Origin of the sequence: Polynucleobacter sinensis (assembly GCF_001595985.1) — a bacterium.
GTDB lineage: Bacteria > Pseudomonadota > Gammaproteobacteria > Burkholderiales > Burkholderiaceae > Polynucleobacter > Polynucleobacter sinensis.
The window spans coordinates 76,014-88,255 of the sequence record NZ_LOJJ01000001.1 but is presented as its reverse complement, the minus strand read 5'-3'; the positions used below and the strand labels follow the sequence as shown (position 1 = coordinate 88,255).

At 46.4% G+C, this 12,242-nt stretch carries 14 protein-coding genes; 7 read left to right on the top strand and 7 right to left on the bottom strand.

Going from position 1 to position 12,242, the window contains the following annotated elements:
• Positions 1-4: 4 nt before the first annotated feature.
• Together AOB49_RS00490 and AOB49_RS11805 are read right to left on the bottom strand one after the other, a co-directional pair.
• On the bottom strand, positions 5-298 hold the full coding sequence (locus tag AOB49_RS00490; RefSeq protein ID WP_062306624.1) for a hypothetical protein: 294 nt from the start codon (positions 296-298) through the stop codon (positions 5-7).
• 107 nt (positions 299-405) lie between these two features.
• On the bottom strand, positions 406-576 hold the full coding sequence (locus AOB49_RS11805) for a DUF1289 domain-containing protein (protein ID WP_082783997.1): 171 nt from the start codon (positions 574-576) through the stop codon (positions 406-408).
• A 61-nt stretch (positions 577-637) separates the two neighbouring features.
• Between AOB49_RS11805 and AOB49_RS00485 the strand changes: the two genes are divergently transcribed.
• Positions 638-1,717, top strand: a complete 1,080-nt coding sequence (locus AOB49_RS00485) for an MBL fold metallo-hydrolase (protein ID WP_062307306.1) — start codon at positions 638-640, stop codon at positions 1,715-1,717.
• On the opposite strand, the gene AOB49_RS00480 is transcribed toward AOB49_RS00485, so the two are convergent.
• Complete coding sequence (locus tag AOB49_RS00480; RefSeq protein WP_245640576.1) at positions 1,629-2,036, bottom strand: PhaM family polyhydroxyalkanoate granule multifunctional regulatory protein; 408 nt, start codon at positions 2,034-2,036, stop codon at positions 1,629-1,631. The two genes, AOB49_RS00485 and AOB49_RS00480, sit on opposite strands and share 89 nt — an antisense overlap.
• Before the next feature lie 115 nt (positions 2,037-2,151).
• Here AOB49_RS00480 and AOB49_RS00475 point away from each other — a divergent pair, with 115 nt between their 5' ends.
• Both AOB49_RS00475 and metH read left to right on the top strand, forming a co-directional pair.
• Entirely contained in the window at positions 2,152-3,216 is a 1,065-nt protein-coding gene (locus AOB49_RS00475; RefSeq protein ID WP_062306619.1) for a homocysteine S-methyltransferase family protein, read from the top strand.
• On the top strand, positions 3,213-5,960 hold the full coding sequence (gene metH, locus AOB49_RS00470) for a methionine synthase (RefSeq protein ID WP_062306616.1): 2,748 nt from the start codon (positions 3,213-3,215) through the stop codon (positions 5,958-5,960). The genes AOB49_RS00475 and metH overlap by 4 nt, the downstream gene beginning before the upstream one ends.
• Before the next feature lie 32 nt (positions 5,961-5,992).
• On the opposite strand, the gene AOB49_RS00465 is transcribed toward metH, so the two are convergent.
• Entirely contained in the window at positions 5,993-6,310 is a 318-nt protein-coding gene (locus tag AOB49_RS00465; RefSeq protein WP_062306614.1) for a DUF1840 domain-containing protein, read from the bottom strand.
• A gap of 35 nt (positions 6,311-6,345) precedes the next feature.
• Between AOB49_RS00465 and argS the strand changes: the two genes are divergently transcribed.
• Genes argS through AOB49_RS00450 form a run of 3 tightly spaced genes read left to right on the top strand, consistent with a single transcriptional unit; the run spans position 6,346 to position 9,411 of the window.
• The gene (argS, locus tag AOB49_RS00460) at positions 6,346-8,091 is read left to right on the top strand and encodes an arginine--tRNA ligase (RefSeq protein ID WP_062306612.1); all 1,746 of its coding nucleotides are present in this window, start codon (positions 6,346-6,348) and stop codon (positions 8,089-8,091) included.
• Between the two features lie 52 nt (positions 8,092-8,143).
• Positions 8,144-8,758 carry an SPOR domain-containing protein gene (locus tag AOB49_RS00455; protein WP_062306609.1) on the top strand — a complete coding sequence of 205 codons (615 nt, stop codon included), beginning with the start codon at positions 8,144-8,146 and terminating at the stop codon, positions 8,756-8,758.
• Entirely contained in the window at positions 8,755-9,411 is a 657-nt protein-coding gene (locus tag AOB49_RS00450) for a thiol:disulfide interchange protein DsbA/DsbL (protein ID WP_062306607.1), read from the top strand. Before AOB49_RS00455 ends, AOB49_RS00450 begins: the two co-directional genes overlap by 4 nt.
• A gap of 22 nt (positions 9,412-9,433) precedes the next feature.
• Here AOB49_RS00450 and AOB49_RS00445 read toward each other — a convergent pair whose 3' ends face one another.
• Positions 9,434-10,012, bottom strand: coding sequence for a glutathione peroxidase (locus tag AOB49_RS00445; protein ID WP_082783996.1), 579 nt, complete (start codon positions 10,010-10,012; stop codon positions 9,434-9,436).
• An 89-nt stretch (positions 10,013-10,101) separates the two neighbouring features.
• Here AOB49_RS00445 and rfaE2 point away from each other — a divergent pair, with 89 nt between their 5' ends.
• Entirely contained in the window at positions 10,102-10,593 is a 492-nt protein-coding gene (gene rfaE2, locus AOB49_RS00440) for a D-glycero-beta-D-manno-heptose 1-phosphate adenylyltransferase (protein ID WP_062306604.1), read from the top strand.
• Positions 10,594-10,617: 24 nt separating this feature from the next.
• Here rfaE2 and AOB49_RS00435 read toward each other — a convergent pair whose 3' ends face one another.
• Both AOB49_RS00435 and AOB49_RS00430 read right to left on the bottom strand, forming a co-directional pair.
• Positions 10,618-11,439: a type III pantothenate kinase gene (locus AOB49_RS00435; protein ID WP_062306602.1), complete on the bottom strand. Its 822-nt coding sequence runs from the start codon at positions 11,437-11,439 to the stop codon at positions 10,618-10,620.
• A complete protein-coding gene (locus AOB49_RS00430) occupies positions 11,436-12,236 on the bottom strand; it encodes a biotin--[acetyl-CoA-carboxylase] ligase (RefSeq protein WP_062306599.1) in 801 nt (266 codons plus the stop codon). The genes AOB49_RS00435 and AOB49_RS00430 overlap by 4 nt, the downstream gene beginning before the upstream one ends.
• Positions 12,237-12,242 lie beyond the last annotated feature (6 nt).

Sequence of the window (12,242 nt, the reverse complement as noted above, 5' to 3'; positions counted from 1 at the left end):
GCGCTTATTTGCTGCTAGCTGGTTCTGTGGGGATGGTTGTCCCGGGAATCGGAGTCAAAATTTCATTCTCTTCAGCCTTCACACATTTAAATCGATATTCCTTGCCAGCCTTCGAAAGAAAGCTCGCGCCCTGGTAAAAATCATTTTTACAGGCGGTATTGGCAAAATTCATCACATCTTGCGGCGCCGCGCTGGAATTGATCAGGCGCATATTGCCCATAGACATGCTCATTTGGGTTGAAGAACAACCGACAATGCTGAGGCTAGAAATTGCAACCGTTAGTAAAACTTTTTTCATGGAAATCTCCATCATTAGCAATGCTCGTTAGGATAAACCCATTAGAAGGTTGGTGTGCAAAATGGAGTATTTTTATGAAGTGGCTCTATGGGCGAGAGCCTTTTATATTATGAATTTGGTTTACGTGCTTCCAGTTTGTCCCAGATTGCCAGTTTATCGAGATCGGAAAGCTCAGACCAGCTTGCAATTTCAATTAGCGTACGATAGCAACCACGGCAATATCCATCATTTGGGTTGATCTCGCACCAATTGACGCAAGGGGATGGAACTGTTGTCACATTAAGCCTAGTCAAAACTGAATTATTTGAGAAAAGTAAATTAGAAGCTAAAACGATCCTAATGAATACACATCAAAACCCTACTAATCCCATTGATTATCCCTTAGCCGATGCTTTACCGGAAGTGGGTAGTTCAATTGAGGTTGCGCCCGGCGTTCGTTGGTTGCGTATGCGCCTTCCCTTTGCTCTAGATCATATTAATTTATGGCTTTTACGGGATCAATTAGATGGGGTGCAGGGGTGGACGATTGTTGATTGTGGAATTGCCAATGATGAGACTAAGTCGTCTTGGGAGCAGGTATTTTCCACGCAGTTAGAGGGCTTACCTGTACTCAGAGTGATTGTGACGCACATGCATCCAGATCATGTGGGTCTCTCACAGTGGTTATGTGAGAGGTGGAAGGCGCCACTATGGATTTCTATGACGGACTATCTGACTGCGCAGTGGCTTAGCCACAAAGAGGGTGGGGCAGCAATTGGCGCTCGTGCAGGTGGCGGAGGATCTGCGGACCATTTTCAGAAACACGGCTTAAGTGCGCAAGATGATTTGGAAAAAATTCGAGCGCGATCGAATTACTATAGCAATATGGTGCCTGGTGTTCCAAGACAGTATCGCCGCATCCTCGATGGCGAAGTGATTCTGATTGGTGGGCATGAGTGGCAAATCATTATGGGATATGGTCATGCGCCAGAGCATGCTTCATTGTTTTGCAAGGACTTGGGAGTGTTGATTTCGGGGGACATGTTATTGCCGCGCATCTCCACAAATGTAAGTGTTTTCGATGCTGATCCAGATGCCGATCCCCTGGGCCTATATCTCAGCTCCTTAAACCGATATTTGCCATTGCCTGATGACACCTTGGTCTTGCCATCCCATGGTAAGCCGTTTACCGGAATGAAGCCGCGTATTGCCCAGCTAAAAGCGCACCATGATGAGCGCTTAGCTGATACGCTGCAGGCATGCGAAAAACCGGCTACTGCTCGTGAGCTAGTACCTGTTTTATTTAAGCGTGAATTAGATATTCACCAGCTGACATTTGCGATGGGCGAGGCTATCGCTCATCTGAATTACCTACTTCGTCGAGGAAAGTTGCATCGCCAGCTTTGCGACGACGGCGTGTTGCGGTTTTCCGTGGTTTAGCAGCCTTTGCTCCAGATTCTTCGGAAGATCCGGTAGCGGCTGCGGCTGAAGCAGAAACTGCATCCCCAAAAGATTTGAGCGCCATCATGGTAGCGTGTTGCACTTCTAGGCCTTGAATAGTCGATTTCAGAATATTGAGGTTAAGATTCAGCCAATTTTCGACGCTTTTAAGGTCTTTGATGCGTTTTTCCAACTCATCCGTATCTAGCCCGGGAAAGGCAGCGCCAAATCCCCCGGCCGCCTTAGAGGCATCGGTAGTAAAGGGAAATTGCCCGGGGGCCTGTCCCGCCGCCGCTTGACCCCACATGGTTTTCATCATTTCAAGGCTTTGGTTAAATTCGGGGATAGTTCCAAACATAGAGGGCTCCGGGTCAGATAAAAGTGGCTTATTGCCAATACAATAAGAGATTCTAGAGATTATTCCCGGTTAAGCAATGCAATCTAATGGTTTGTCCCAGCCTTACACCCGCGGTCAGGCACTTCCCGAGTTACTAAAGCAGCGCATTCTGATTTTGGATGGCGCCATGGGAACCATGATCCAACAATATAAGTTAAATGAAGCTGACTACCGTGGTTTGCCTGCCAACACACGCTTTGCCGATCATCCAGGTGATATCAAGGGAAATAATGAACTATTGGCGCTGACTCAACCCCAAATCATCAGCAAGATCCATGAGCAGTATTTAGATGCTGGTGCGGACATTATTGAGACCAATACTTTTGGCGCAACATCTGTGGCCCAAGAAGATTACAAAATGGCTGGCTTAGCTCGTGAGATGAATGTTATCTCTGCTCAATTGGCCCGTGCTGCATGTGAAAAATACTCCACGCCAGATAAGCCGCGATTTGCAGCGGGTGCCATTGGGCCTACTCCAAAGACAGCTAGTATTTCGCCGGATGTAAATGATCCTGGTGCCCGTAATGTGACCTTTGATGCATTGCGCGCCTCCTATCGCGAGCAGATCGAGGGGCTGTTTGAGGGTGGTGTTGATTTATTCTTGGTTGAAACAATTTTCGATACGCTAAATGCTAAGGCGGCATTATTTGCCTTAGATGAATTCTTTGAAGAAACTGGTGAGCGATTGCCGGTGATGATTTCAGGGACAGTGACTGATGCATCCGGCCGGATTCTGTCTGGTCAAACAGTGGAAGCCTTCTGGAATAGTTTGCGTCATATCAAGCCGCTGACATTTGGTTTGAACTGCGCCTTAGGTGCGGCGCTCATGCGCCCATACATTGCCGAGTTGGCCCGTATTTGTGACGCCGCGGTCTCTTGCTATCCAAATGCGGGCTTGCCAAATCCTATGAGTGATACTGGTTTTGATGAGACCCCAGAAATTACTTCTGGTTTAGTAGATGGATTTGCAAAAGATGGCTTAGTCAATTTAGTTGGCGGTTGCTGTGGAACTACGCCGGATCACATTCGTGCGATTGCCAATGCTGTTGCTAAGCGCAAGCCACGAGCCTTCTATCGCGAAGGTGTGGAGGTATCAGTATGAGCGGGAATAAGAAATCAATGCCAGCCATGAAATTATCTGGCTTGGAACCATTCAATGTTACAGCTGATGTTGGGTTTGTAAATATCGGCGAGCGTACTAACGTTACCGGTTCAAAAGCATTTGCGCGCATGATTTTGAATAATCAGTTTGATGAGGCGCTTGCGGTAGCAAGACAACAGGTTGAGAATGGCGCTCAAATCATCGATATCAATATGGATGAAGCGATGCTAGATTCTGAAGCGGCTATGACGCGCTTCTTAAATCTCATTGCTTCAGAGCCAGATATTGCCCGTGTACCAATCATGATCGACTCCTCTAAGTGGAGTGTGATTGAGGCTGGCCTTAAGTGTATTCAAGGTAAGCCGATTGTGAATTCGATTTCCTTGAAGGAGGGTGAGGAGCCCTTCAGAAAGCAAGCACGTTTAATTCGTCGCTATGGTGCTGCTTCAGTTGTCATGGCGTTTGACGAAGTTGGTCAAGCGGACACCTTTAAGCGTAAGACAGAAATTTGCCAGCGTTGCTATGACATCTTGGTGAATGAAATTGGATTTCCTGCCGAAGATATTATTTTTGATCCGAACATTTTTGCTATTGCCACTGGTATTGAAGAGCATGACAACTATGCGGTTGATTTTATTAATGCCACCCGTTGGATTAAAGAAAACCTACCAGGTGCAAAAGTTAGCGGTGGTGTATCTAATGTAAGTTTTTCTTTCCGCGGCAATGATCGCGTTCGTGAAGCAATTCATACTGTGTTTCTGTATCACGCCATTCAGGCGGGCATGGATATGGGCATCGTCAATGCTGGCCAGTTGGGCGTGTATGCAGATTTGGATCCGGAGTTACGTGAGCGCGTTGAAGATGTTGTGTTAAATCGCTTTAAAGAAAAAGATGGTAAGACACCAACGGAGCGATTGCTAGATATCGCCGATCAATTTAAAGGTGGTGGCGCTAAGCAGGTAGAAAACTTAGTTTGGCGTGAAGGCCCAGTACGTGAGCGTTTAACGCATGCATTGGTGCATGGCATCACAACCTTTATCGAAGAAGATACCGAAGAGCTGCGTGCCCAGATCATGGGCGCAGGTGGTAGGCCGATTGAGGTGATTGAAGGCCCGCTAATGGATGGTATGAATGTTGTTGGCGATTTATTTGGTGCCGGCAAGATGTTCCTGCCTCAGGTGGTCAAGAGCGCGCGCGTCATGAAGCAAGCTGTTGCCATATTGATTCCTTATATTGAAGAAGAGAAGCGTTTGCATATTGCTTCAGGTGGGGAGGCAAAAGCCAAAGGCAAGATTGTGATGGCTACCGTGAAGGGCGACGTGCACGATATTGGAAAGAATATTGTGACGGTGGTGCTTCAGTGTAATAACTTTGAGGTCGCCAATATGGGCGTCATGGTGCCTTGTGCAGAAATTCTGAAGCGCGCCAAAGAAGAAAAGGCTGACATCGTTGGCTTATCAGGTCTGATTACTCCCTCTTTAGAGGAGATGACTTATGTCGCACAAGAGATGCAGCGTGATGACTATTTCCGTGAGCGTCAAATTCCGTTGATGATTGGTGGAGCGACTACCTCCCGCGTGCATACCGCGGTAAAGATTGCCCCGCACTACGATGGTCCGGTGGTCTACGTTCCGGATGCGTCCCGTTCTGTATCGGTTGCCTCTAGTTTGCTGTCCGATGAAAGCGCTAAGAAATTCATTCAAGATTTACGTGATGACTATGCGCGTATTCGCGAGCAACATGCGAATAAGAAAGTTGCCCCAACAATCTCACTAGAGGCAGCGCGCAAGAATCGCGAGTTAATTGATTGGGCTAACTATGTACCTGAGAAGCCTAAATTTATTGGTCGTCGCGTCTTTAAGAATTTCGCACTAAGTGATATTGCTAAATATATTGACTGGACACCTTTCTTCCAGACTTGGGATTTGGCTGGTAAGTTCCCAGCAATTCTTGATGATGAGATTGTTGGCGTAGAAGCTCGTAAAGTGTATGAAGATGCCCAGGTGTTGCTTGATAAGTTAATTAAAGGCCAGTGGTTGCAAGCGGATGCTGTGGTTGCTTTCTATCCCGCGAATACCGTTGGCGATGACATCGTTTTATATAGTGATGAGTCTCGCGAGCATCCGCTATTTGTTTGGCATAACTTACGTCAACAATCTGAGCGACCTGTAGTTGATGGCATCCGCCGTCCTAATCGTTGCTTGGCTGATTATGTAGCACCAAAAGATTCGCATGTTGCCGATTACCTTGGTTGCTTTGCGGTCACCACAGGTCATGGAGTGGAGAAGAAGGTTGCGGAGTTTCATGCGAAGCACGACGACTATAGCGCGATTATGTTGCAGTCCTTAGCGGATCGCCTGGCAGAGGCGTTTGCTGAGCTCATGCACCATCGGGTTCGTACTGATTTATGGGGCTACGCTACAGATGAAATTCTGACCAACGATCAGATGATTAATGAAGAGTACCGCGGTATTCGCCCGGCGCCTGGATATCCAGCCTGCCCTGCACATGAGGTAAAGAAAGATTTATTGCGCGTGATCGGCTCAGAGGATATTGGTATGACTTTGACCGAATCTATGGCTATGAATCCAGCCTCTAGTGTCAGCGGCTTTTACTTGGCTCATCCGGATGCGCGCTATTTTAATGTCGGTAAGATTTCTGCGGATCAGATTGAAGATCTGGCTAAACGTCGAGAGGAATCTGTTGAAGATATCCGTCGCCAGTTGGCTAGCTCAATAGACTGATTGAGTCCAAGTGTTGCTTGGAGTGGGGTGTCTTACACGCCCCACATCACGGGTTCATCTTTGGCTTTAGCTTGTTTCATTAGCTCCAAGAAGGGGTAGGCTCGCTGACCTAGTCGATCAGCCATTTTTGGTTTTTCTACATCTTCTGATTTGCTCAAATTGGCATTTGCTCGCTCTTCGAGATCTTTGAGGATGGCAGTTTCAAGTGCGGTGATGTAGTTTGGCAATTGTTCGGCCGTTAAAATTCCTCTGGACTCTAATGGGCGCCCTAATATATCGAATATTCGCTGGCTTAGATCGGCCAACATAATGACATCTGGACCCGCTTTGGAGCGAAATTGATAGATCATTTCGATAGCTTACCACCTGATAAACTCACTCATCTATGTTGTTAACTAATAAAAATCGATTAATTGACATGCTGGGAGCCTCCCTGCAAGGTTTGGCTCAAGAGCGTGGTTTGGGAGAGGCTCCGCAGCCCCGTTTAGAGCGCCCAAAGGCTATTGACCATGGGGATATCGCTTGTAATATTGCACTCCAGCTTTCCAAGGCCTGGAAAATCAATCCTCGGGAATTGGCTCAGGAATTGGTGGAGCGCTTGCAGCAACAACCGGGATACGGCGATTTGATTGCTTCTTGTGACATTGCCGGCCCAGGATTTATTAACTTTCGCCTAAGTAATGCCGCGAAAACTGCTGTTGTGCAAGAAGTTTTGTCATCTGGACCACGGTTTGGGCGCCTAAGTCCTGAATCGGCTCCCGTAGCAAGCGCGATGATTGAGTTTGTTTCGGCAAATCCTACTGGACCTCTACATGTGGGTCACGGTCGTCAGGCGGCGCTGGGTGATGCGCTTGCTAATTTATTGGCGACTCAAGGTATCAAAGTGCATCGCGAGTTTTATTACAACGATGCAGGTGTGCAAATTGCGAACTTAGCACTTTCAGTCCAGGCACGTTTGAATGGTTTAAAGCCAGGCGACCCTAATTGGCCAGAACAGGCTTATAACGGTGAGTACATCGCTGAGATTGCTAATGCATACAAATTAGCCCCCAATTATCGTAATGATCTTTCTGAAGCGGAAGCGATTGAGGCTATTCGTCAATTTGCGGTTGCCTATTTACGCAATGAGCAAGATATTGACTTAAAAACATTCGGTGTGAAATTTGACTGCTACTACTTAGAGTCTTCTCTTTATACCGATGGTAGTGTTGCGCAAATTGTTCAGGACTTACAAAGTATTGGCAAGACATATGAAGCTGAAGGCGCCCTTTGGCTTAAGACTACAGATGATGGTGATGACAAGGATCGAGTCATGCGCAAGTCAGATGGTAGTTTTACTTACTTTGTGCCGGATGTGGCTTATCACGCAAGCAAATGGAGTCGTGGCTTTAAGAAGGTCATTAACGTGCAGGGTAGCGATCACCATGGCACGATAGCCCGCGTCCGCTCAGGCTTGCAGGGTGTTGCCCTAAAGCGGGATTGGAATATTCCTAAAACTTATCCAGACTATGTATTGCATAAGATGGTGACGGTAATGCGTCATGGCGAGGAAGTAAAAATTTCTAAGCGGGCTGGCTCTTATGTGACTGTGCGTGATCTTGTTGAATGGTCCGGAGGCATTACTCCAGAAATGACCCCTGCTGAGCGCGAACTTGCCTTGCAGCGTGGGCGCGACGCCGTACGCTTTTTCTTAATCTCGCGAAAAGCGGATACAGAATTTGTATTTGATATTGACCTGGCATTACAGCAAAACGATGAGAACCCAGTGTTTTACGTCCAGTATGCGCATGCTCGTATCTGTTCTATATTGACCCAATGGGGTGGTCAGACATCTGATTTAAGGTCGGCCGATTTATCCCTCTTGCAAAGCAAGGCATCGGATCACTTATTGCGTCGTTTGGCTGAGTACCCTGAGGTTTTAACGGATGCTGCCGCTGATTTGGCGCCACATGCTTTGGCCTTTTACTTGCGTGATTTAGCTGGCGATTTCCATGCCTTCTATAACGCGGACCGTGTTTTGGTGGATGACCCTGCTTTGAAGTTGGCACGCCTAGCTTTACTATCTGCAACTCGCCAGGTGCTTGAAAATGGTTTGAAAGTATTGGGTGTGTCTGCGCCCGCTAAGATGTAAGCTAGGGGTACTGAGCATTACTGTAGAAGCAAATAAGAAGGATGGGGACGCGATGAAAAAAGTGAATCAAAAAATCAGCTTCATGCCAAAGGTGGACAATGCACACCCGCAATTTGGCGGTACCATTCTTGGGTTTATTTTTGGTCTAGCCGCTGGCTTGGGGATTGCTTTTGTTATTGCTTTTTATCTTTCTAAAAATACCCCTCAGGAGCGCCCTGGCGTCAGAGCGCCTAACCTTCCGTTAACCATCAAGCCGTCGCAGGCCCCCATAGAAGGTGAGAACGCAGCGCCCGCAGAACCTTTGGATTTAAACAAGCCATTGCATGGAAAATCCTCGACGCCTGCTGCTACCTCTCCAGATCCAATTGGAGATTTGGCTGCAGGAAAAAAACCAGCAGAAGTGACATCAGCTCCCGCCGCAAAATCGGACGCTATTTATTTTTTGCAGGTTGGCGCCTTTAATAAGCGCGCTGATGCTGATGCTCAAAAGGCAAGCTTAGCTATTCAAGGTATCCAGTCTCAATTGAGTGAAATTAGCAGTGAAGGCAATACACTGTGGCGCGTTCGCGTCGGACCTTACAACAGTGTTGAAGAGAGTAATCCCGTGCGGGATAAGTTGAGTAATATGGGAATTAAACCAACCGTTATTAAGTCAAGCAAATCATGATTTCATTATCCAAAAGAGCTCTATTTTCAATGGTAGGCCTCATGCTTGCTCTCTCTGTTGCTGGTATCGCAACTGCCCAAAGCACTAAGATCGAAGAGGGTTTTGATTACCGCATTCTCCCCATGCCGCAGCCTGTCGAGACTAAAGGCAAGGTGGAGGTCATCGAGTTCTTTTGGTATGGCTGTCCACATTGCTACGACTTTGAGCCAGAGTTAAGTGCTTGGGTAAAGCGTCAGCCTAAGGATGTGGTGTTTCGCAGAGTGCCTGTTGCTTTTCGTGATGACTTTATGCCGCATAGTCAGCTGTTCTACGCCCTTGAAGCGTTGGGTAAGGGTGATGCGCTCAATGAAAAAGTGATGTATGCCATGCACAAGGAAAATAAGCGTCTCATGACTGAAAATGAGATTGCTGATTGGGTGGCATCCCAGGGCATTGATCGCAATTCTTTCTTGGCAACCTATCGCTCATTTGCGGTGGTTTCAAAAGCGCGTGCCGCTAGGCAGATGGCCGATGCTTATCGTATTGATGGTGTGCCAACGATTGTGATGCAAGGGCGCTATGTAACTTCGCCATCAATTGCTGGAACAAAATCTAAGGCTATCACGGTAATGGATTATTTGGAGCAAAAAATCCGCAAGGATAAGTACAAGTAATTAATGGGGCGCTCGCAGGCGCCTATCTTTTTTCTTCGAGTAGTTTTTCAATCTCGCTAACAAGACTATTGCTTGTGGGTTTAGTTATGCTTCCATAAGCCTTTACTACATTGCCATTTCGGTCAATAAGGTATTTATAAAAATTCCACTTTGGGCTAGTACCTGTTTTGGCAATTAGCATCTTAAATAGAGGATTGGGATTATTTCCGCTAACTACGCTTTTCGCAAACATTGGAAATTTGACGTCATAGGTATTTTTGCAGAAATCGGCAATTTCTTTATTACTTCCAGGCTCTTGTTGCCCAAAGTCGTTTGAGGGAAAGCCTAGGACAACCAAGCCCTTATCTTTATATTTTGCGTAGAGTTGCTCTAGTCCCTCATATTGGCTGGTGAATCCGCAAAAACTAGCGGTATTCACCACCAAAATAACTTTACCTTGATATTGGCATAAGTTCTGTGGCACTTCGTCCTGAAGTCTTGGAAAGCTATGGGATAGCAGGGGACTGCAAGTATCCGGTGCTGCCAGACTTACCTCTGACAATGTCAGCATTGGCACCAATAAAAGTGCCGCCAGAAAGTAACGAGTGGTATTGCGAATCATCTTAAGCCTTGGGTTTAGTCGAGCATGAGTCAGTCTAAGACATTCTAGGAAATATCGTTGGGTAAGTCTAATGCGATTAATATTGCGTTATGACGCAATTTCCCCTACCTCCATTCGAGGCTAAAGTCTGCCCTTCTGATCAGCTGGAAGCTCGGATCGCTAAGCTCCCTAGGCCGCTAGTTTTTACTAATGGCGTATTCGATATCCTGCATCGCGGACATGCCAGCTATTTAGCTCAGGCGCGAGAATTGGGCGCAAGTCTAGTGGTTGGCGTGAACTCGGACACCTCAGTCAAAATGCTCGGCAAGGGGGATGATCGACCGATTAATACCGAGGCGGATCGTCAGGCCTTATTAGCTGCGCTTGAGAGTGTAGATCTGGTAGTGGTTTTTTCTGAACAGACACCTGTGAATTTAATTGCGAAGATTCGCCCCGATATTTATATTAAGGGCGGAGATTATGAAATTGATACTCTAGAAGAAACCAAGTTAGTAAAAACTTGGGGTGGTAAAGCAATTGCTATCCCATTTTTATATGAGCGCTCTACAACTACTTTGTTGGGCAAGATTCGCACTAACTAGGCAGGGTTCAAAGCAGAGATTCTATTAGAGGTTTTGTAGTAGCCAAGCCCAAAGACCACGTAGCACAAGCCCTTCGATTGGCTCAATAGGTAAATTGGCTAAGTGTGAAAATTTCTTCATTTCATTTGCCAAAATTTTGGCATTGCCACCGTCAAGCCAAATACGTTCAACTGGGTGATTGATTTCTTTTGCCAAATGCAGTGCATGTAGTATGGCTCCGATTTGTGCAGCATCACATCCGCCAATGATCGCTTCATTGGTCGTGATACCAAAACCTAGCGCACTCAAGGTATTAACCTGACGCTCCACTGATGGTAGTTGAGCCGTATTATTCTGCAGGCTCTCTTGCATCAAGCTTAGGCCAGGCAAAATCCAACCGCCATAATGAATGCCGTTTCCACCCAGTAGATCTATGGTACTAGCGGTCCCAGCATTGATGATTAGTGTATTGACGCTAGATAAGGCTCTTGCGCCAATGAGTGCCGCCCAGCGATCAGCCCCAAGTTTGCTGGGCTCTTGATAGAGGGTGCGCATCCCTTCATAGATGCTGTCACCTCTTAGCTGTTGCCAGCGAACATCTTTCCATTGTGAAAATAGAGATTGAAGATTGTCAATTGCAGCGTCTCCGGCTACACAACAAAAACCAATTGCATCTGGTTTAGGCAATGTGTTGCTGATGTAGAGCGAAAGCTCTTCGCGTAGCTCCGGGATTTGTAGTGATTTACTGCTAATTGAACCAGAGTAGGCCCATAGCTTTTTATTGCGATCAGCAGTATTTTGTGTTGACTCAACTGCCGCCCATTTTAAGCGTGTATTGCCGACATCAAATAATAAATAGAGACTCATGATTGTGCTCGCAAAGAAACATCACCTGCATGTACTGTGATGATTGTATTGTTTTGCTTGAGTAGCAATGCTCCAAATTCATCTACCCCATTGGATATGCCAATAATGGGCTCATTACCTAAGCTGGAGATAGAAACGGCTTGATCATGAAATGCATCCCAAAGTGACCAGCGATTTTTAAAGTGCGCAAAGCCGTATTGCTTAAACGCATTCAGATGTTTCTCAAATGACTCAATGAGTTTTAGCCAAATAAATTCCATATCGGGGATTGGCTTTTCTTTAGGTAGTAAATCTTCTAGGGCGGCAGCTCTTAAAGATAAATGATTATCCAAACTTTGTTTAATGGTATTGGTGAGATGTACGTTTAATCCGACGCCAATAATCATCCAAGTGGGGGCGCTTGGATTTGCTTGACCCCCTTCAATCAGAATGCCGCCAAGTTTTGCATTATTTAACAGGAGATCATTTGGCCATTTCAATCTGAGCCCAAGTTGATATAGCTCTGTTTCTTCGAGATTGAGCGCTGTTGCAATGCCAGAAATGACAGCAATGCCAATGACTAAGCTTAAGCCGCTCAATTCATGGGGACGGCAATCAAATGGGTAGGCTAAGGAAAAGCAAAGGGTATTTTCGGGCTCAGCGAGCCATGTTCTTCCTACCCTACCTTTACCTTTGGTTTGCTCATGCGCAATTCTAGCTACAGGGTCGATTAATTCACCTGCACGCCAACGAGCCAATAAATCATCATTAGTAGATTGAGTTTTGGCAACGCGTTCTAGGATGCAATTCCAGTTCATTTCACC

What these genes read in the sequence shown, in the direction of transcription:
- AOB49_RS00435 (WP_062306602.1), bottom strand. Translation starts at nt 11,439, where the DNA reads ATGAGTCTCTATTTATTATTTGATGTCGGCAATACACGCTTAAAATGG.
- AOB49_RS00465 (WP_062306614.1), bottom strand. Translation starts at nt 6,310, where the DNA reads ATGATCTATCAATTTCGCTCCAAAGCGGGTCCAGATGTCATTATGTTG.
- metH (WP_062306616.1), top strand. Translation starts at nt 3,213, where the DNA reads ATGAGCGGGAATAAGAAATCAATGCCAGCCATGAAATTATCTGGCTTG.
- AOB49_RS00455 (WP_062306609.1), top strand. Translation starts at nt 8,144, where the DNA reads ATGAAAAAAGTGAATCAAAAAATCAGCTTCATGCCAAAGGTGGACAAT.
- AOB49_RS00490 (WP_062306624.1), bottom strand. Translation starts at nt 298, where the DNA reads ATGAAAAAAGTTTTACTAACGGTTGCAATTTCTAGCCTCAGCATTGTC.
- AOB49_RS00430 (WP_062306599.1), bottom strand. Translation starts at nt 12,236, where the DNA reads ATGAACTGGAATTGCATCCTAGAACGCGTTGCCAAAACTCAATCTACT.
- AOB49_RS00485 (WP_062307306.1), top strand. Translation starts at nt 638, where the DNA reads ATGAATACACATCAAAACCCTACTAATCCCATTGATTATCCCTTAGCC.
- AOB49_RS00450 (WP_062306607.1), top strand. Translation starts at nt 8,755, where the DNA reads ATGATTTCATTATCCAAAAGAGCTCTATTTTCAATGGTAGGCCTCATG.
- AOB49_RS00475 (WP_062306619.1), top strand. Translation starts at nt 2,152, where the DNA reads ATGCAATCTAATGGTTTGTCCCAGCCTTACACCCGCGGTCAGGCACTT.
- AOB49_RS00480 (WP_245640576.1), bottom strand. Translation starts at nt 2,036, where the DNA reads ATGATGAAAACCATGTGGGGTCAAGCGGCGGCGGGACAGGCCCCCGGG.
- rfaE2 (WP_062306604.1), top strand. Translation starts at nt 10,102, where the DNA reads ATGACGCAATTTCCCCTACCTCCATTCGAGGCTAAAGTCTGCCCTTCT.
- AOB49_RS00445 (WP_082783996.1), bottom strand. Translation starts at nt 10,012, where the DNA reads ATGATTCGCAATACCACTCGTTACTTTCTGGCGGCACTTTTATTGGTG.
- argS (WP_062306612.1), top strand. Translation starts at nt 6,346, where the DNA reads ATGTTGTTAACTAATAAAAATCGATTAATTGACATGCTGGGAGCCTCC.